21 protein-coding genes are annotated in these 19424 nt (G+C 63.0%); all 21 read left to right on the top strand.

The annotated features are described in order from the left end of the window. Positions 1–183: 183 nt before the first annotated feature. Positions 184–912, top strand: coding sequence for a beta-ketoacyl synthase chain length factor (locus SGN16_RS02285; protein WP_335943781.1), 729 nt, complete (start codon positions 184–186; stop codon positions 910–912). Next, a complete protein-coding gene (locus SGN16_RS02280) occupies positions 888–1697 on the top strand; it encodes a lysophospholipid acyltransferase family protein (protein ID WP_210642513.1) in 810 nt (269 codons plus the stop codon). The genes SGN16_RS02285 and SGN16_RS02280 overlap by 25 nt, the downstream gene beginning before the upstream one ends. After that, complete coding sequence (locus SGN16_RS02275; protein ID WP_210642512.1) at positions 1678–1956, top strand: phosphopantetheine-binding protein; 279 nt, start codon at positions 1678–1680, stop codon at positions 1954–1956. Before SGN16_RS02280 ends, SGN16_RS02275 begins: the two co-directional genes overlap by 20 nt. 9 nt (positions 1957–1965) lie before the next feature. Further along, positions 1966–2220: an acyl carrier protein gene (locus tag SGN16_RS02270; RefSeq protein ID WP_134922557.1), complete on the top strand. Its 255-nt coding sequence runs from the start codon at positions 1966–1968 to the stop codon at positions 2218–2220. Further along, complete coding sequence (locus tag SGN16_RS02265; RefSeq protein WP_210642511.1) at positions 2217–2762, top strand: hypothetical protein; 546 nt, start codon at positions 2217–2219, stop codon at positions 2760–2762. Before SGN16_RS02270 ends, SGN16_RS02265 begins: the two co-directional genes overlap by 4 nt. Further along, entirely contained in the window at positions 2759–4438 is a 1680-nt protein-coding gene (locus SGN16_RS02260) for an AMP-binding protein (RefSeq protein ID WP_335943780.1), read from the top strand. Before SGN16_RS02265 ends, SGN16_RS02260 begins: the two co-directional genes overlap by 4 nt. Positions 4439–4608: 170 nt before the next feature. Then, positions 4609–5343: a glycosyltransferase family 2 protein gene (locus tag SGN16_RS02255; RefSeq protein ID WP_335943779.1), complete on the top strand. Its 735-nt coding sequence runs from the start codon at positions 4609–4611 to the stop codon at positions 5341–5343. Next, positions 5340–6284, top strand: coding sequence for a glycosyl transferase (locus SGN16_RS02250; RefSeq protein ID WP_210642508.1), 945 nt, complete (start codon positions 5340–5342; stop codon positions 6282–6284). The genes SGN16_RS02255 and SGN16_RS02250 overlap by 4 nt, the downstream gene beginning before the upstream one ends. Further along, a complete protein-coding gene (locus SGN16_RS02245) occupies positions 6265–7812 on the top strand; it encodes an aromatic amino acid ammonia-lyase (protein WP_335943778.1) in 1548 nt (515 codons plus the stop codon). The genes SGN16_RS02250 and SGN16_RS02245 overlap by 20 nt, the downstream gene beginning before the upstream one ends. Further along, positions 7802–8227 carry an acyl-CoA thioesterase gene (locus SGN16_RS02240; protein WP_335943777.1) on the top strand — a complete coding sequence of 142 codons (426 nt, stop codon included), beginning with the start codon at positions 7802–7804 and terminating at the stop codon, positions 8225–8227. The genes SGN16_RS02245 and SGN16_RS02240 overlap by 11 nt, the downstream gene beginning before the upstream one ends. Beyond that, on the top strand, positions 8224–8817 hold the full coding sequence (locus SGN16_RS02235) for an outer membrane lipoprotein carrier protein LolA (protein ID WP_210642505.1): 594 nt from the start codon (positions 8224–8226) through the stop codon (positions 8815–8817). Before SGN16_RS02240 ends, SGN16_RS02235 begins: the two co-directional genes overlap by 4 nt. Further along, on the top strand, positions 8801–11143 hold the full coding sequence (locus tag SGN16_RS02230; protein WP_210642504.1) for a hypothetical protein: 2343 nt from the start codon (positions 8801–8803) through the stop codon (positions 11141–11143). The genes SGN16_RS02235 and SGN16_RS02230 overlap by 17 nt, the downstream gene beginning before the upstream one ends. 23 nt (positions 11144–11166) lie before the next feature. Continuing rightward, positions 11167–12414: an NAD(P)/FAD-dependent oxidoreductase gene (locus SGN16_RS02225; protein ID WP_210642503.1), complete on the top strand. Its 1248-nt coding sequence runs from the start codon at positions 11167–11169 to the stop codon at positions 12412–12414. 10 nt (positions 12415–12424) lie between these two features. After that, positions 12425–13153, top strand: coding sequence for a methyltransferase domain-containing protein (locus tag SGN16_RS02220; protein ID WP_335943776.1), 729 nt, complete (start codon positions 12425–12427; stop codon positions 13151–13153). Further along, the gene (locus SGN16_RS02215) at positions 13150–13632 is read left to right on the top strand and encodes a hypothetical protein (protein ID WP_335943775.1); all 483 of its coding nucleotides are present in this window, start codon (positions 13150–13152) and stop codon (positions 13630–13632) included. Before SGN16_RS02220 ends, SGN16_RS02215 begins: the two co-directional genes overlap by 4 nt. Continuing rightward, positions 13629–14825 (top strand): beta-ketoacyl-[acyl-carrier-protein] synthase family protein, encoded by a 1197-nt coding sequence (locus SGN16_RS02210; RefSeq protein WP_335943774.1) that lies wholly within the window; start codon positions 13629–13631, stop codon positions 14823–14825. Before SGN16_RS02215 ends, SGN16_RS02210 begins: the two co-directional genes overlap by 4 nt. Then, positions 14822–15289, top strand: a complete 468-nt coding sequence (locus tag SGN16_RS02205) for a hotdog family protein (RefSeq protein ID WP_210642499.1) — start codon at positions 14822–14824, stop codon at positions 15287–15289. Before SGN16_RS02210 ends, SGN16_RS02205 begins: the two co-directional genes overlap by 4 nt. Next, positions 15286–16014 carry a 3-oxoacyl-ACP reductase FabG gene (fabG, locus tag SGN16_RS02200; protein ID WP_335943773.1) on the top strand — a complete coding sequence of 243 codons (729 nt, stop codon included), beginning with the start codon at positions 15286–15288 and terminating at the stop codon, positions 16012–16014. Before SGN16_RS02205 ends, fabG begins: the two co-directional genes overlap by 4 nt. After that, complete coding sequence (locus SGN16_RS02195) at positions 16014–17240, top strand: beta-ketoacyl-ACP synthase (RefSeq protein ID WP_210642497.1); 1227 nt, start codon at positions 16014–16016, stop codon at positions 17238–17240. Before fabG ends, SGN16_RS02195 begins: the two co-directional genes overlap by 1 nt. Positions 17241–17281: 41 nt before the next feature. Then, positions 17282–17728, top strand: a complete 447-nt coding sequence (locus SGN16_RS02190) for an excinuclease (RefSeq protein WP_210642496.1) — start codon at positions 17282–17284, stop codon at positions 17726–17728. Positions 17729–18288: 560 nt separating this feature from the next. Beyond that, positions 18289–19266, top strand: a complete 978-nt coding sequence (locus SGN16_RS02185; protein WP_335943772.1) for an alpha/beta hydrolase — start codon at positions 18289–18291, stop codon at positions 19264–19266. Positions 19267–19424: the final 158 nt, after the last annotated feature.

The raw sequence follows: 19424 nt of genomic DNA, 5'->3' as shown, positions 1-19424 counted from the left end.
CAATGATCGCGACAATAATTCGCGACTGGACCAAGCCGTACATTTCGTTGGGCAAAATGTAACCAGTATTTGCTACAAGCCAATCGCACCGGGATAATGCGCGCCACTTGGGTCGCAAGACCATGCAGGGTTGGACGCGGGTCAAACCACTGAGCCGTGACAATAAAAGCCCGCAGGGGTGGGATGAATTTTGTGATCAATTTCAATATCGCCCAATGGCGCGCGTGGGCCCCTGGGCTCGAAAGCGTGGACGACTGGCAGGCCTGGAGCCGACAGCCGGTCGTGTTGCCGCTCAGCGATGCCGCCCCTGACGTATCGTTCCTGCCGGCCATGCAACGCCGACGCCTCAGCCGCCTGGCGCGGATGGCCTTCAGTGTTGGCTGGCCACTGGCCGAGGGCCTGCCAGATCTACCGTTGGTCTTTATTTCCCGCCATGGCGAAACCCCGCGCACTTTCGAGATTCTCAAGGACCTGGCGGCCGACCAACCCTTGTCGCCTACCCAATTCAGCCTGTCGGTGCATAACGCGGTAATCGGCCTATGGTCGATCATGCGCGGCGAAACCAGCGAGATGACCGCCCTGGCCGCCACTGGCGACGGGCTGGAGCACGGCGTGCTGGAAGCTGCCGCACTGTTGAACGAAGGCGCACCGGCCGTGCTGCTGGTGATCACCGAAGAACAACCACCACACGTGTATGCCCCCTGGGTCAACGACGTCCCCTTTCCCTATGCGGTAGGCCTGCTGCTGACCCCGGGCAATGACTGGCAATTGGACCTGTGCGCGGCGGCTGGCCAAATGCCTGGTAGCGACTGGCCCCATGCCCTGGATCTGTTGCGTACGCTGCTGGACAACGCAACCACCTGCCAACATGCCTGGAAGAATCGTGTATGGACCTGGCAACGCAGCCGATGACCGGTAAACATCGCGACGCCTATTACTGGCGCCTGTTCGCGACCGCCGCAAGCTTTGCCCTGTTCGGGCTCGGCGGGCTGTGCCTGCGCTTGCTGGTGTTTCCGTTGCTGGCCTGGCTGCCCGGCGATGCCCAAGCCCATCGACAACGGGCCCGTCGTACGGTCGGACGGCTGTTCTGGTTTTTTATCCGGTTCATGGCCCGCACCGGTGTGCTCACCTATCAGATCGACGGTGCCGAAAAACTCGGCCGCCCCGGGCAGATGATCATCGCCAACCACCCGTCGCTGATCGACGTGGTGTTCCTGATCGGGCTGGTGCCCGACGCCAACTGTGTGGTCAAGCAAAGCCTGTGGGACAACCCCTTTACCCGCGGGCCGCTGCGCTCGACCCAATACATCAGCAACGACGGCAGCATGGACATGCTCGATGCCGCCAGCGATGCCCTGCAAGACGGCCAGAGCCTGATCGTGTTTCCCGAAGGTACGCGCACCCAACCCGGCCATGCACCAGCCTTTCATCGGGGCGCGGCGGCCATTGCCCTGCGCGGTGCGAAAATCCTCACCCCCGTCACCATCAAGGTCTGCCCCACCACCCTGACCAAGGCCGAACCCTGGTATCGCATCCCCCATCGCCGCGTGCACTTCAGTTTTCATGTGGGGGCCGATATAGATCCACAGGCCTTTGCCGCGCTTGGCCCGCCACCTCAGGCTTCGCGCCGGCTCAACGATTTTTTGCATCACTATTTCATCAAGGAGCTCGCCGAAGATGAGCGATCTGCACCGTGACACCAAACAGCTGATCATCGATATCAAACAGTTGATCATCGATGCCCTAGGCCTGGAGGACATCGACATCGACGACATCGGCGACCACCAGACCCTGTTCGGCGAAGGCCTGGGCCTGGACTCGGTGGATGCCCTGGAGCTAGGCCTGGCCATCCAGAAGGAGTACGGCATCAAGATAGATGCCGACGCCAAGGACACCCGTAACCATTTCAGCAATGTGGCAAGCCTTGCGGCCTTCGTCACTGCAAAACGCCCCTGAGACCGGACCATGCAAACTCGTGACGACATTTTCAATACCCTGCGCGATGCTCTGGTCGAGCTTTTCGAACTGGCCCCTGAACGCGTAACGCTGGAATCGAACCTGTACCAGGACCTGGAAATCGACAGCATCGACGCGGTCGACCTGATCGACCACATCAAGCGTCAGACCGGCAAGAAAATCGCCGCTGAAGAATTCAAGTCAGTGCGTACCGTCAATGACGTGGTCGAGGCGGTCTATCGACTGGTCCAACCGGCCGCATGAGCCGGCTGATTGGCCTGGGCCTGCTGCTGGCGGGCCTGCTGTACCCCTTTGCGGTGTATTTCGGCATGGAGCATTTCGCCCCGTGGCAGTTCGGCCTGCTACTGGGTAGCCTGTGGCTGGCCCGGGCATTGCTCGGCAAGGGCGGGCCCGGCAGCCGCTGGATGGCGGCCACGGCCATCGTGTTTTGCCTGCTGCTGGCGCTGTTCGACAGCCCGCTCCTGCTGCGCTGGTATCCGGTGCTGATCAGCGCCTTCATGCTCGGGCTGTTCGTCCTGAGCCTGAAGTATGGCCCGCCGATGATCGAACGCCTGGCCCGCCTGCGCGAACCGCAACTGCCAGCCAAGGCGGTGGTGTACACCCGCCAGGTCACAGTGGCCTGGAGTGTATTTTTCCTGTGTAACGGTTTGCTCGCCGCCGCCCTGACCCTGTGGGCGCCGCTGAGCTGGTGGATGTTGTACACCGGCCTGATTTCCTACGGATTGATGGGGCTGCTGTTTGCCATTGAATGGCTCATACGACAACGGGTAAGAGGCCGCCCATGAATTGGATAACACTTGAGCAGATGTTGCTCGGGGCTGAGCCGGAGCGCGCTATTACCGTCGATCCGGCGCTGGACCATTCGCAGTTGCGCGACGATGCGTTGCGCCTGGCCGCCGGCCTGCAAGCCCGGGGCGTACGGCGGGTGGCCGTGCACCTGGAAGACGCGGCCGAATTGGCCGCAGCCCTGCTGGGCGCCTGGCGCGCCGGGGCCAGCGTGCTACTGCCGGCCGATTTGCAAGCGCAAACCCGCCAGCGCTGGTCGGCGGAGGTCGACCTGTGGCTGACCGACCAGCCCGCAGACACGCAGCCTGGCGACTTGCGCCTGGCCCCACTGGACGCCGCCGAACTGGACCTCGACCACTGCTGGCTGAGCCTGTGCACCTCCGGCTCCAGCGGCGAGCCCAAGCGCATCGAGAAAAACCTGCGCCAGTTGAGTAACGAAGTCCACGCCTTGGAGCAGTTGTGGGGCGCCGACCTGGGCCCGGCCTGCATGATCGGCAGCGTCGCCACCCAGCACATCTACGGCCTGCTGTTCCGAGTGCTGTGGCCACTGTGCGCCGGGCGGGCGTTCGTGCGGCGGCAGTTGGCCTTCCCGGAGGACCTGCAGCGCGCCAGCCGCGAGTACCCGGCCTTCGCCTGGGTCGCCAGCCCGGCGCTGCTCAAGCGCATGGGTGACAACCTCGATTGGCCGGCCTTGAGCAGCGTGCGCCGGGTGTTTTCCTCCGGTGGCGCCTTGCCGGCCGAGGCCGCCCAAAGCCTGCAACAGCGCTTGGGGCAATGGCCGACGGAGATTTTCGGCAGTTCGGAAACCGGCGGCATTGCCTGGCGCCAAGGCACCGAACCGTGGCAACCGTTTACCGGTGTCGAGTTGAGCCAGGACCGCGACGGTGCCTTGCTGATCGCTTCACCTTACTTGCCGGCCGGCCATGTGGAACACACCGCCGACGCAGCGCGAATCGCCGCGGACGGACGTTTCGAGTTACTCGGACGCTTGGACCGTATCGTCAAGCTCGAAGAAAAACGCATTTCCCTGCCGATGTTGGAACAGGCGCTGGTGGCTCATGACTGGGTCAGCGAAGCGCGGCTGGGGGTAGTGCAGGAGAAGCGCGCCTCCCTTGGCGCACTGCTGGTGCTGAGCGAAAACGGCTTGCACGCCTTGCGCAACCTGGGCCGGCGCGCTGTTACCGAAGGCCTGCGCAAGCACCTGAGCGAGCATTGCGAAACCCTCGCCCTGCCTCGACGCTGGCGCTGGCTGCGGCAGTTACCGCTCAATGCCCAAGGCAAGTTGCCCCAGGCCGAAGTCGAAGCCCTGCTGATGTCGCCGCGTCCCAAGGCCCCCGAAGTGCTGGACCAAGTCGAAACCAACGGTGAATGGAGCTTGCAACTGGTCGTGCCGCCTGACCTGGCGTACTTCAGCGGCCATTTCCCCACCGCACCGGTGCTGCCCGGCGTGGTGCAAGTCGATTGGGCCATGAGCCTGGGCCGACAACTGCTGGACTTGCCGCCCCGGTTCGTCGGCATGGAAGTGCTGAAGTTCCAGCAACTGGTTCGCCCCGGCGATGAAATCCAACTGCACCTGCGCTTCGACCGTGAGCGCGGCAAGCTGTATTTCGCCTATCGCAATGACACGGCGGCCTGTTCCAGTGGGCGAATTGTGTTGGGGGTGGCCGATGACTAACCGCACCGCTGCACTCCTGTGGCGAAGGGATTTATCCCCGCTGGGTTGCGCAGCAACCCCAAATTCTGTGCAACGACACAGACCGATGGTGAGCGCTTCGCACTCGAGTGGGACGATGCGACGTTTCGCTAAATCCCCTCGCCACAATAAATGGGCGGCAGGTGAAAAATATGCATAACCCCTGCGCCGTCATCCCGGTCTACAACCACGAAACCGCCATCACGGCGGTGGTCCAGGCGTTGCTCACCAACGGCCTGCCCTGTGTGCTGGTGGACGACGCCAGCAGCCCCGCCTGCGCGTCCGTGCTGGAGCAATTGGCCGAAGACGAGCAGGTTCATCTGATCAGGCTGGCCGTCAACCAGGGCAAGGGCGGCGCGGTGATGACCGGCTTAAGGGAGGCTTCGCGCCTGGGTTTCAGCCACGCCTTGCAGGTGGACGCCGACGGGCAGCACGACCTTGGCGACGTGAAAACCTTCATCGAGCAATCCCGTGCCCACCCGGACGCGGTGATCTGTGGTTATCCGCACTACGACGCCAGCGTGCCGAAAGGCCGTCTGTACGCGCGCTACCTGACGCACGTCATGGTCTGGATCAACAGCCTGTCCCTGCAAATCCGCGACTCCATGTGTGGCTTTCGGGTCTATCCCTTGCCACCGACCCTGGCGCTGATCGACTCGGCGAACATCGGCAAACGCATGGACTTCGACTCCGACATCCTCGTACGCCTGGCTTGGCGCAATCAACCGATGCGCTGGCTACACACCCGGGTTCATTACCCCCAGGACGGTGTCTCGCACTTTCGCCTGTTCCACGACAACGTGCTGATTTCCAGCATGCACACCCGGTTGTTCTTCGGCATGCTGGTGCGTTCTCCCATGATTCTCTGGCGACGGTGGCGGGCATGAGCCTTCAGGCAGATAAGCAACACTGGGCCGACCGCCAGGAACGCGGCAGTTTCTGGCTGATGAAATTCACCGCGTTCGCCGCCAAGGTGCTGGGCCGCCGTTTACTCAGCCCACTGCTGTACGGCATCGTCCTGTATTTCTTCGTTTTCGGTCGCAGTGCCCGGCAGGCCGCCTGGCAATACCAGCAACGCCTGGCCGACTGGAGCGAGCGCCCCGAGCTGCGTCCGACCCACCGGAGGGTGTTCGGCCAGTTCATGGCGTTTGCCGACTCCCTGCTGGACAAGCTCGATGTCTGGAACGGCAAGCTGAGCATCGAACAGATCGAAATCGTCGACAAGGCGCTGCTGCGCAATCACTTGCGTGACACCCGCGGGCAGATGCTGGTGGGCGCACACCTGGGCAACCTGGAGATGTGCCGGGCCCTGGCCGAGCTGGGCGAGAAAGTGACCATGAACGTGCTGGTGCACACCAAGCACGCCGAGCAGTTCAATCGCCTGCTGGGCGAAGCCGGTGCCACGCACCTGCGGCTGATCCAGGTCAGCGAGCTGGACCCGCTGATCATGTTGCAACTGAGCGAACGCCTGGAGCGCGGCGAGTGGCTGGCAATCGCCGGCGACCGCGTGCCGCTGCACGGCGGGCGCAGTGTGACCGTGGACTTCATGGGCCATCGCGCCGCATTTCCCCAAGGGCCGTGGCTGCTGGCCGGCCTGCTGAAATGCCCGGTCAACCTGCTGATGTGCCTCAAGCACGAGGGACGCTATCGAGTCACCCTCGAGCCCTTCGCCGATGCCGTGGCGTGGAAACGCACCGACCGCGAGCAAGTGATCGCCCTCTGGGCCGGCCGCTACGCCGAACGCCTGGCGCAGTATTGCCTCCAGGCGCCGCAACAGTGGTTCAACTTTTACCCTTTCTGGAAGACCGATGACGAAGCCCACTCTTGAGCCGGTAACCTTCGGCGAACGCCCCTTGCGCATCGAAGATGTCTTGGCCCTGGCCAACCGTCAGACGCCGACACAGTTGCAGGATGACCCGGCGTTCCGCCAGCGCATCGCCAAGGGTGCGCAATTCCTCGACTCTTTGCTGGACAAGGAAGGCGTGATCTACGGCGTAACCACCGGTTACGGCGATTCCTGCGTGGTGGCCGTGCCATTGCACCACGTCGAAGCCCTGCCACGTCACTTGTATACGTTCCACGGCTGCGGCCTGGGCAAGCTGCTGGACGCCCAGGCCACCCGTGCAGTGCTGGCGGCGCGTTTGCAGTCGCTGTGCCACGGCGTGTCCGGGGTACGGGTGGAGTTGCTGGAACGCCTGCAGGCCTTTCTCGAACACGACATCCTGCCGCTGATCCCGGAAGAAGGTTCGGTGGGTGCCAGCGGCGACCTGACGCCGCTGTCCTACGTCGCCGCGACCCTGTCCGGCGAACGGGACGTGATGTTCCGTGGCGAACGCCGTCTGGCCGCCGATGTGCACCGCGAGCTGGGCTGGACCCCGTTGGTGCTGCGACCCAAGGAAGCCCTGGCGCTGATGAACGGCACCGCCGTGATGACCGGCCTGGCCTGCCTGGCCTTCGCCCGCGCGGACTACCTGCTGCAGCTGGCGACCCGCATCACCGCGCTCAACGTCGTCGCCCTGCAAGGCAATCCGGAACACTTCGACGAACGCTTGTTCGCCGCCAAGCCACACCCAGGGCAGATGCAAGTTGCCGCGTGGCTGCGCCAGGACCTGGCGATCGACGCCCCGACCGCGCCGCTGCATCGCCTGCAGGATCGCTATTCCCTGCGCTGCGCACCCCATGTGCTCGGCGTGCTGGCCGACAGCCTGAACTGGCTGCGTTCGTTCATCGAAACCGAACTCAACAGCGCCAACGACAACCCGATCATCGACGCCGAAGCCGAGCGGGTCCTGCACGGTGGGCATTTCTACGGCGGGCATATCGCCTTCGCCATGGACAGCCTGAAGAACCTGGTGGCCAACGTCGCCGACTTGCTGGATCGGCAACTCGCGCTGCTGGTGGACGAGCGTTACAACCATGGCCTGCCGAGCAACCTGTCCGGCGCCAGCGCCGACCGGGCAATGCTCAACCATGGTTTCAAGGCCGTGCAGATCGGCACCAGCGCCTGGACCGCCGAAGCCCTGAAAAACACCATGCCGGCCAGCGTGTTCTCACGCTCCACCGAATGCCACAACCAGGACAAGGTGAGCATGGGCACCATCGCCGCCCGGGATGCGATCCGCGTGCTGGAGCTGACCGAACAAGTGGCCGCCGCGACGCTACTGGCCGCCAACCAGGGCGTGTGGCTGCGCAGCCGTGCTGAAGACGCGCGACCACTGCCGCCGGCCCTGGCCGCCATGCGCGAACAACTGGCCGAGGACTTCCCACCGGTGATCGAAGACCGTGCCCTGGAAGGCGAACTGCGCCTGTGCCTGCAGCGCATCGCCGCACAACACTGGAGGCTGCATGCGCAGTAAGGGAGTCCTGCACGTCGACACCCGGATCGAGGTGCCGTTTTTCGACGTCGATTCGATGAACGTGGTCTGGCACGGTCATTACGTCAAATACCTGGAAGTGGCCCGCTGCGCCTTGCTCGACCTGATCGGCCACAACTACAACGACATGCTCGAGTCCGGCCATGCGTGGCCAATCATCGACCTGCAACTGCGCTACGTACGCAGCGCCGTGTTCGGCCAGACCCTGACCGTGCGCGCCAGCCTGGTGGAATGGGAAAACCGGCTGAAGATCAACTACCTGATCAGCGACGCGGCAACCGGCGAACGCCTGACCCGTGCCAGCTCCGTGCAGGTGGCCGTGGACATGACCAGCCGGGAAATGCTGCTGGCCTCGCCCCGGGTGTTTGTCGATGCCGTCGAAAGGAAGCTGCCATGAAGCGCCTGTCAGCCTGGCTGCTGTTGTGCTGCCTGTCGCCCCTGGCCCAGGCCTTCGACCTGCAACAGCTGAGTGAGCAACTGGCCCGCCCGGACGTGATCCACGGGCAGTTCATTCAGGAAAAACACCTGCGCGCCCTGCCCCAGCCCCTCACCAGCAAGGGCCGTTTTGTCCTGGCAAAAAACCACGGCCTGCTCTGGCTGCTGCAAACCCCGCTGCAACAGGACTACCGCATCACCGCGCAAGGCATCGCCCGGCGCGATGGCAACGCCTGGCAAATGCTGCCGAACAAGAGCGCTGGCGCCGAACAGAACCGTCTGTTCCTGGCGGTGTTACAAGGCGACAGCAGTGGCTTGCAACGGGATTTCGAGCTGAGCCTGTCCGGTGAGCCGCAACAATGGAAGCTCACCCTGACACCGCGCTCGGTGCTGCTCAAACAGGTCTTCAACCAGATCAACATCGACGGCGGCGAACTGGTGCAGCGCATCGAACTGCTGGAAACCCAGGGCGACAGCACCGTGCTGCGCATGCAGGACGCTACCAGCACGCAACCCTTGAGCGAAGCGGAGCAACATGATTTTGCCGAGTGAGCGGATGTTGCCACGCCTGTTCCTGATCCTGCTGCTGGCAGTGCTGGCACTCGCCGGTTGGCAATGGCGCAACGGTGCGCCACTGTCGGTCAACCTCATGGAACTGGTGCCGGGTACGTCTCCCGATGCCCTGGAACTGATCGCCGAACAACGCATGCAGGAGCCGCTCAATCGCGAGGTGCTCGTGCTGGTCGGTCACACGGATCGCCAGCAAGCCATTGCCCTGGCACAGAACCTGGGCGAGCAGTGGCAGGCCAGCGGCCTGTTCGACAAAGTCCAGTGGACGTTGCAGGCTGACCTGCCAGCCCTGCGCAGGCAATTGCTTGACGGTCGGCTGGCGATGCTCTCGACGGCAGACCGGCAGCAATTGATCGACCAGCCCGAGGCGTTCATCCAACAACGGGTACAGGCCCTGTTCGATCCGTTCAGCGGCTTCAGCCTGGTGCCGAGCCAGGACGACTGGCTGGGGCTGACCGGACGCATCCAGAACAGCCAGCCGCAACGCGGCGCGATACAACTGGACGTGGGCAGCGGGGCGTTGATCGCCGAAGCCGACGGCAAACATTGGGTGATGCTGCGGGCCCGCACCCATGGCAACGCTTTCGACATGAACCTGCCACTGCAAGTGGCCGAGTTGCTGCAACACAGCCGTGATCAGGCCGGCCAGGCCCAAGGTCAACTGCTGGCGGCCAGTGGCCTGCTGTACGCCGCCAGCGGCCAGCAACAGGCATCGCGGGAAATCACCTGGGTCGGCGGTGGGGCGACAGTCGGTATTCTGTTGCTGTTGTTACTGGCCTTCCGACGCCTGCGGGTGTGGCTGGCGTTCGTGCCCGTGTTGGTGGGCATGCTGTTCGGCGCGGTGGCCTGCGTGGCCCTGTTTGGCCGCATGCATGTCATGACCCTGGTGTTGGGTTCCAGCCTGATCGGCGTGGCCGTGGATTACCCGCTGCACTACCTGTCCAAGAGCTGGAGCCTCAAGCCGTGGCGCAGTTGGCCGGCCTTGCGCCTGACCCTGCCGGGGCTGAGCCTGAGCCTTGTGACCACCTGCATCGGTTACCTGGCCCTGGCTTGGACGCCTTTCCCGGCCCTGACCCAGATCGCGATATTTTCCGCTGCCGGCCTGCTCGGCGCCTACCTGAGCGCGGTCTGCCTGCTGCCGGCGCTGCTCAAGGGCGCAGAGCTGCGTCCGGCGCAATGGCCGCTCAAGGTCTGCCAATACCTGCTCAAGGCCCGCGAAGCTCTGCTCAAACGAGTGCGCACGCCGGTCCTGCTGGCGTTGCTGCTGACGTTCTGCGCGGGCGGGCTCTGGCACCTGACCACGAAAAACGACATCCGCCAGTGGATCGGCACGCCCCAGCACCTGACCGATGAAGCCCGCGATGTCGCCCGCATCACCGGTTTCCAGCCCACCAGCCAGTTCTTCCTGATCCGTGCCGATAACCAGCCACAGCTGCTGGAGCGCCAGACCGCCCTCAACGAACGCCTGGATCAGTTGATCGGCCTGGAAAAACTCCAGGGCTACCTGTCGCTGAACCAATTGGTCAGCCCGCCGGCCGAACAGCAGAAAGTGCGCGAGGCCCTGGCCCGGCTGCCAACGTTCTGGCAGCCGCTGCTGGACCTGGGCGTCCCGGTCGCAGCCCTGCAAGGGGAACTGGCGCAGTTACAGGCCCTGCCGGTGACCGACATTGACGCCGCGCTGAGCGGTCCGTTGGCCGAGCCGTATCGCACACTCTGGCTCGGCCCGACGGCGCAAGGCGTGGCGGCGGTGATCAGCTTGCAAGGTTTGAACGATGCTGCGCTGCTGCGGGTGCAGGCGGTGGATCTGCCCGGTGTCCAACTGGTGGATCGCCTGGGGGACTTGAACCGGGTGTTTGCCGCTACGCAGATCAGCGCCGCCGAGTTGAAACTGGCGTCCTGCGCGCTGATCGTGCTGGTGTTGATCTGGCCATTCGGCGTCGGCGGTGCCTTGCGCATCGTCGCCCTGCCGCTGCTGGCCGCGCTGTGCAGCCTGGCGAGCCTCGGCTGGCTGGGGCAGCCGTTGACGCTGTTCAGCCTGTTCGGCCTGTTGTTGGTGACGGCCATCGGCGTCGACTACGCGATCCTGATGCGTGAGCAGATCGGCGGCGCGGCGGTGAGCCTGCTGGGCACGTTGCTGGCGGCGATCACCACCTGGCTGTCGTTCGGCCTGCTGGCGCTGTCCAGCACACCGGCGGTGAGTAATTTCGGCCTGGCGGTGAGCCTGGGGCTGGCGTTCAGCTTCATGCTGGCGCCGTGGGCCGGGCACCAGGAACACCCCATATCCGCTCAAGGACAAGACCCACGATGACTATGGATATTCGAGGAATTCCAATGCCTGTTACTGAAACGGAATATCGCCAGGTCGTCATCATCGGCGCCGGCCCTTCCGGCGCTATCGCGGCCGCACTGCTCAAGCGCAAGGGCCACGATGTACTGGTCATCGAGCGTCAGCATTTCCCACGGTTCTCTATCGGCGAAAGCCTGTTGTCCCATTGCCTGGACTTCGTCGAAGAGGCCGGCATGCTCGACGCGGTGAACGCCGCCGGATTCCAGCGCAAGAACGGTGCGGCGTTCGCCTGGGGCGAGCGCTACAGCGCCTTCGACTTCGGCGACACCTTCAGCAACGGCAAGCCCACGACCTTCCAGGTGCAGCGCGCGGACTTCGACAAGTTGCTGGCCGATCAGGCGGCGCTGCAAGGTGTGGAGATCCGCTATGGCCAAGCCATTGCCAGCGTCGATTTCGATGCACCGAAACCCCGACTGGGCGTGCAACGCGAGGACGGCAGCGAGTACCGGGTCGAGGCCGATTTCGTGCTCGACGCCAGCGGCTACGGGCGAGTCTTGCCGCGCCTGCTGGACCTTGAGGCACCGTCCAATTTTCCGGTACGCCAAGCGGTGTTCACCCACATTGAAGATCGCATCGACGCTGCGACCTTCGACCGCGAAAAGATCCTCATCACCACCCACCCGAGCAAGCGCGACGTGTGGTTCTGGACCATTCCGTTCAGCGACGGACGTTGCTCGGTGGGCGTGGTCGCCGCCGCGGAACATTTCGCCGGCCGCACCGACGACCTAGACGCCTGCCTGCGCGGTTTCATCGACGAAACCCCAAGCCTGGCCGGAGTGCTGCAGAACGCGGTGTGGGATACCCCGGCGCGGACCATTGGCGGCTACTCGGCCAACGTCAAGACCCTGCACGGCCCTGGCTTCGCCCTGCTGGGCAACGCCGCGGAATTCCTCGACCCGGTGTTCTCCTCCGGTGTGACCATCGCCATGCGCTCGGCGAGCATGGCCGCCGACGTGCTGCATCGCCAGCTGCAAGGCGAGAGCGTGGACTGGCAGAGCGAGTTCGCCGAACCGCTCAAGCGCGGCGTCGATACCTTCCGCTGCTACGTCGAGGGCTGGTACGCCGGCACGTTCCAGGACGTGATTTTCTACACCGAAGGCTCGGACGACATTCGGCGCATGATCAGCTCGATCCTGGCCGGCTATGCCTGGGATCAGCGCAACCCGTTCGTCAGCGAACCCAAGCGGCGCCTGCGCATGCTCTCGGAAATCTGCGCGAGCCCGGCACCATGAGTCTGCAGCCATGAGCTACCTGAGCGACAACTACGTCGAAGAGACCCGCTTCGGTTTCTGGTTCCTGCGCAGCCACACCTGGCAGCACCATGTGTTGCGGGTAGCGATCAACGACCTGCGCAACCTGTTCAGTACCCCGCTGCCGGCCAACCCGGTGCTGCTGGACGCCGGCTGCGGCCAGGGCAAATCGTTCCAGTACCTGCGCCAGGTGTTCACGCCGCAGCGCCTGATCGGGGTCGACGCCGACCCCCATAGTCTCGACCTGAGCTTGGAGGAAGCGACGCGCCAGGGCATGACCGTGGAACTGATCGGCAGCGATTGCGCGACGTTGGCGGTGCCGGATGCCAGCGTCGACCTGTTGTTCTGCCACCAGACCTTCCATCATCTGGTGGAGCAGGAAAAAGCCCTCGCCGAGTTCTATCGCGTACTCAAGCCCGGTGGCTACCTGATGTTCGCCGAATCCACCGAGGCCTACATCGATACCTGGGTGATCCGCTGGCTGTTCCGTCACCCCATGCACGTGCAGAAAAGTGCCGCCCAGTACCTGGACATGATCCGCAGCCAAGGCTTCCAATTCGAAGCCCGCAACGTGTCCTACCCATATCTGTGGTGGAGTCGCGCCAAGGACTTCGGCTTGCTGGAGCGTTTTGGCCTGCGCCGCCCCAAGCCGTTCGGCGAGCGGGAGGAAACCCTGGTCAATGTGGTGGCTCGCAAGCCCGTCGAAGGAGCCAGCGGATGATTCGTGCCCTGCTTATCGGCTGCCTGTTGCTGCTCAGCGCCTGCGCCAGCCATGCGCCGCTGCCCGCGCGCGCGCCGACCCTGGCGCTGCCACTGCAATTGCACATCGAGCGGCAACTGGCCGGTCAACGTCTGGATTGGCTGTTGGTGATACAGCGTGAAGCCGCTGGCATCCGCTGGTCGATGATGGACCCGCTGGGCATTCCCGTAGCCCGCCAACGCCTGGTCGATGGCAAGTGGCAGGCCGACGGTCTGCTGCCACCCAATGCCGAGGCCCGGGAATTGTTCGCCGCGCTGTTGTTCGCCCTGACACCCGAAGCCGAACTGCCCGGCAACTACCCGACCGCGCGACAACAGGATGGGCAGCGAACCCTCGATGCCCGCTGGCAGGTTCGCTACCAGCGGCCGCTGGATTTCGCACTGAGCCTGCCCCAAGGCCCGCACTACCGCATCACACCGTTGACCGAGAGCGCCCCATGACTGCCTATTTGAATGCCCTCGGGGTGATCTGCGCCCTCGGCCGCAACAAACATGACGTGGCGCGCAACCTGTTTGCCGGCGACTGCTCAGGCGTGCGGGTCGAGGCGGGCTGGGTGGCCGAACGTGCCTTGCCGGTGGCCTCGGTGTCGGGTGAACTCGCGGCCATCCCCGACGCTCTGGCGGCGCAACGCAGCCGCAACAACCAGTTGTTGCTGGAAGCCGGCTTGCAGATCCGGCCCGAGATCGACCGGGCCATCCAGGCCTACGGGCGCGCCCGGATCGGCATCGTGCTGGGCACCAGCACCTCGGGCATCGACGAAGCCAGTAGCGGCATTGCCCATTACCTGCGCGAACAGCGCTTCCCCGACGGCTACGATTACCAGCAACAGGAACTCAGCGCGCCGGCCAACTTTCTCGCCGACTGGCTCGACCTGAGCGGTCCGTCCTACGTGATTTCCACCGCCTGCACCTCCAGCGCCCGCGCCTTGATGAGCGCCCGTCGCCTGCTGGACCTGGGCCTGTGCGATGCCGTGCTCTGCGGTGGCGTGGACAGCCTGTGCAAGCTGACCCTCAATGGCTTTTCGGCGCTCGAAGCAGTATCGAGTGAACGCTGCAATCCGTTTTCGGTGAACCGCAGTGGTATCAACATTGGCGAAGCGGCAGTGCTGTTTCTCATGAGCAAGACACCAGGAGACGGTGCACCGATTGCCTTGCTGGGCGACGGCGCCAGTTCCGATGCCCACCATATTTCCGCTCCGGAACCCACCGGGCGCGGCGCCCGCCAGGCCATGGAAAAGGCCCTGCACTGCGCGGGCCTCGAGGCCAGCCAGATCGACTACTTGAACCTGCACGGCACCGCAACGCAGCACAATGACGCCATGGAAAGCCTGGCAGTGGCCGGGCTGTTTCCGGCGGGGGTGCCATGTTCGTCCACCAAGCCGATGACCGGCCATACCCTCGGCGCAGCCGGGGCGCTGGAAGCGGCGTTTTGCTGGTTGAGCCTGAGCACACAAAATACCGCCCAGGCCCTGCCACCGCATATCTGGGATGGCCAGGCCGATCCCGGGCTGCCTGCACTGGACTGGGTCAACGCCAACACCCGCCTGAACCCGACCTCACCGCGCCGACTGATGAGCAACTCGTTCGCCTTCGGCGGCAACAACGTCAGCCTGATTATCGGAGACGCCCCATGATTGACTGGCCACTCGCCGAACTGCTGCCCCATGCCGGCGACATGATTCTCATCGACCGGATCCTGGCCTTCGATGACGAGCAGATCCATACCCACGCCACCGTCAAACCCGGCGGCCTCTTCAGCCGCGATGACGGCGGGTTGCCGGCCTGGGTCGGCATCGAACTGATGGCCCAGAGTGTCGCGGCGTTCGCTGGTTGTCACGCACGCCAACGCGGCGATGCGGTGGAGCTGGGGTTCCTGCTCGGCACCCGCAAGTTCGAATGCAACGTCGAATATTTTCCCGCCGGCGCCGAGCTGGCCATCCACGGCGTGCGCTCCCTGGAAGACGACAACGGCATGGGCGTGTTCGAATGCCACATCCACGCCCCTGGCATCCACGCTACGGCCCGGCTGAACGTGTTCCGTCCGCCCCATGGCGCCCAATACCTTCATGAACCGTCCGCAACAGGAAACCAGCCATGACTGAATCCGTACTGGTCACCGGCTCCAGCCGTGGTATCGGCCGTGCCATCGCCCTGCGCCTGGCCCAGGCCGGGCACGACATCGTGCTGCATTGCCGCAGTGGCCGCACCGAGGCCGAAGCCGTCCAGGCGCAAATCCAGGCCCTGGGCCGCAATGCCCGGGTGCTGCAATTCGACGTGTCCGACCGCGCCGCGTGCAAAGCCATCCTCGAAGCCGATGTCGAAACCCACGGAGCCTATTACGGCGTGGTGCTCAACGCCGGCCTGACCCGCGATGGCGCCTTCCCGGCCCTGAGCGAGGATGACTGGGACACCGTGATGCGCACCAACCTCGACGGTTTCTACAACGTGTTGCATCCGGTGATGATGCCGATGATCCGTCGTCGCGCCGCCGGGCGAATCGTCTGCATCACCTCGGTTTCGGGGCTGATCGGCAACCGCGGCCAGGTCAACTACAGTGCCTCGAAGGCCGGTTTGATCGGCGCGGCCAAGGCGTTGGCAATCGAGTTGGGCAAGCGCAAGATCACCGTCAATTGCGTCGCGCCCGGCCTGATCGATACCGCCATGCTCGATGAAAACGTGCCCGTGGAAGAACTGATGAAAATGATCCCCGCCCAACGCATGGGCACTCCAGAAGAGGTGGCGGGCGCGGTGAATTTCCTGATGTCCGCCGAAGCCGGCTACATCACCCGCCAGGTCCTGGCCGTCAACGGAGGCCTGTGCTGATGAAGCGCGTCGTCGTCACCGGCATGGCCGGCATCACTTCCCTGGGTAGCGACTGGGACACCATCGCCGCCAACTTCGCCGCCAACCGCAGCGGCATCCGTCGCATGGATGAGTGGGATCGCTTCACCGAACTCAATACTCGCCTGGCAGGACCTATCGATGATTTCCAGGTCCCGGCCCACTGGACACGCAAGCAACTGCGCAGCATGGGCCGGGTCTCGCGCCTGGCGGTGGGCGCGGCGGAACAGGCCCTGGCCGACGCCGGCCTCTTGGGCGACGAGTCGATCAAGGACGGGCGCATGGGCGTGTCCTGCGGTTCGTCCACCGGCAGCACCGACGAGATCAAGGCCTTTGGCAACATGCTGCTCAACAGCGTGGCCGAAGGGCTGAACGCCAATTCCTATGTGCGGATGATGCCCCACACCACGGCGGCCAACATCAGCATCTTCTTCGGGCTGACCGGGCGCCTGATCCCCACCTCCAGCGCCTGCACCAGCGGCAGCCACGGCATCGGCTACGCCTACGAGGCGATCAAGTTCGGCCGCCTGCCGCTGATGCTGGCCGGTGGCGCGGAAGAGCTGTGCCCGACCGAAGCGATGGTCTTCGACGCGCTCTACGCCACCAGCCTGAAAAACGATGCCCCACAGACCAGCCCACGCCCCTACGACAAGGGCCGTGATGGCCTGGTGATCGGTGAAGGCGCCGGCATGCTCGTACTCGAAGAACTGGAACACGCCCTGGCCCGTGGCGCAAAAATCCATGCCGAAATCGTCGGCTTTGGCAGCAACGCCGACGGCCAACACGCCACCCGTCCCGAACTGAGCACCATGCGCCGGGCCATGGAACTGGCCCTGGAAGACGCCGGCCTCGCCCCGTCTGCCATCGGCTACGTCAACGGCCACGGCACCGCCACCGAACAGGGCGACATCGCCGAAACCCTGGCCACCAGCAGCCTGTTTGGCGAACACATGCCCATCAGTTCGCAAAAGAGTTTCCTCGGCCACACCCTGGGGGCCTGCGGCGCACTGGAATCCTGGTTCAGCATCGAAATGATGAACCGCGACCTGTACGTGCACACCTTCAACCTCGACGAGGTCGACCCCCAGTGCGGCAAGCTCGATTACCTGCGCAACGAATTCCGGGCGATGAGTCACGAATACGTGATGAACAACAACTTCGCCTTTGGTGGGGTCAACACCTCGCTGATCTTCCGTCGCTGGCACTGAATTGGATTTCGAATCCCTGTAACCCTGGTCAGGAGACCATCATGTCGTTGAAGAAAATCGCCGTTACCGCCGCCCTGTTGCTCAGCACCCTGCCGACCCTCAGCCAGGCCCGTGATACCGCGCTGTTCCTGCCTTTCGACAAAGTCGTCGCCGAAGCCATCCGCACCGGCAAAATCGACGGCAGCGTGAAGTTCTACCTGGCCGGCAACAAACCGGCCGGCAATGTCACCGTGGTCAGCCCAGGCGCGGTGACCAACAAGAAAACCAACGCCTTCAACAAATCCGATGAAGTCGCCTGCGAATGGGTCCTGCAATCGGCCCTGATCAGCCTGCACCAGGCCGCCAAGAATGCCGGTGCCAACGCCGTCACCAACATCGTCAGCTTCTACAAGAGCAACGAACGCAAGGACCCGACCACCTACGAATGCCACGCTGGCGCGATCATGGCGGGCGTTGCGTTGAAAGGGGATTTGGCGAAGGTGCAGTAAAGCGCTAAAGAAACCCCCCGACGCTTTCCTGGTGGCGAGGGAGCTTGCTCCCGCTGGGCTGCGTAGCAGCCCTTTTTCTGGAGTGCTCGCGCCCCGTCACCACAAGTTTTCAGTATCGAAAGGATCGTGTTCCAAGGACTGGCACAGCCTCCCGCCGGCAAAAAAACTCGGAAAGCAGACCACTCAACTTCCGAAAATATTTAAAGACCAAACTGAAGCCATAACACTCAATAAATGAGTGCCACCCAGAAAGTGCTCTTTGGACGATCAATTGTTATCTCCGGAGAAAGACCTGAAGTTCCCAGCTTAGCGCAGGGCCTAACCGACTGCTGAGTCAGCAACGGGATATCTTATATGTAAGCGCAAACATGCAAGCCATCTTACCGCTTGTCGGAACTGTCATCTTCGACAGTATCGGTGAGATCAGGAATGGCTTCAGGCTTTAAACATCTGCAAAAAAGGCCTCTCCATTTTCAAATATCTTGCAGGTTAACGCTCGACAACCCAGCTCGCCTTATGAGCTGTAACTCGCGTTTTGTAAATTAAATCCGGTTTCCAAAATGGATAAGAAACTGATGGATACAATAGCTTGGTCGGGCGTCCCACCCGTGTCGTCTCGACAGCAGGCCACATCATCTTCTGCGGAACAAAACAACATTGTTGTCGACGGAGCAACATTTACACGTGCCTATGCCTATGTGAACGGCATTCGCCTTCACTATCTTATAAGCGGTGATGGCGAAAACCCGGTGTTGCTGGTGCATGGGTTCCCGGGAAGCTGGCGCAATTGGGAAGCATTGATGGGCACATTGGTGCGTGCCGGTCATACGCCTATCGTTCCTGATTATCGCGGCGCGGGGGAAACTGATATCTCAGAAAGCGGCTATGACAAAAAGAGCATGGCGCATGACTTGCACGAGCTGGTCAGCAGCCTGAACATCAAGCGGGTCGACGTTGTCGGACATGACATGGGTTTAATTATTGCCTACGCCTACGGGGCACTTTATCCGGAGGAAACCAAACGTATTGTCTTGATGGACGGATTCATTCCTGGCATCCCGGGATGGGAAACGGCCTACAACGGCGATCCGGCAGGCGGCATTGCAAGCAAATGGCATTTTCGCTTCTTTGGCGAGGCAGCCTTGAACATGGTCCAAGGACGGGAAGAAACTTACCTGAACATGTTTTTTGATAACTTTGTATTTTCCCGCAACAACCCAGTGTCGGATAGCGTGCGGACTGCGTTGGTGAAAGATTATTCTCGGCCTGGACGCATGGAGGCGGCCTTCAAGCTTTATTCGGCCTGGCTAGAGAATGATGTGAATGACAACCAAGCGTTCGCCCACCATAAATTGACGCTGCCTGTGCTCACCATCGGTGGCGACCATTCGAGAGGAAAGACCTTGGCCGAACAAGTCAAATACATCACTACGCAACCGTACTCTTTCATATTGCACAATACCGGGCATTGGGTACTGGAAGAAAAAACCCAGGCTACCTGCGAGGCGATCCTGACATTTTTGCGTGATAAAAAATAACCGTCGGCATGACCCGGCAGAATTTATCGCGAGCAAGCTCGCTCCCACCTGAATGATGTGTCCTTAATCCCTGTACACCGCCTGACGCCGCTCCATGCGGTATCTATATACCGCCCCGTCTTCGCGCTTCTTCAATAGGTTGTTCCTTCCGAAAACTT

Origin of the sequence: Pseudomonas sp. G166 (assembly GCF_037027455.2) — a bacterium.
Classification (GTDB): domain Bacteria; phylum Pseudomonadota; class Gammaproteobacteria; order Pseudomonadales; family Pseudomonadaceae; genus Aquipseudomonas.
Note: the sequence above shows the minus strand (reverse complement) of the source record. Positions and strands in the feature narration are given on the sequence as shown.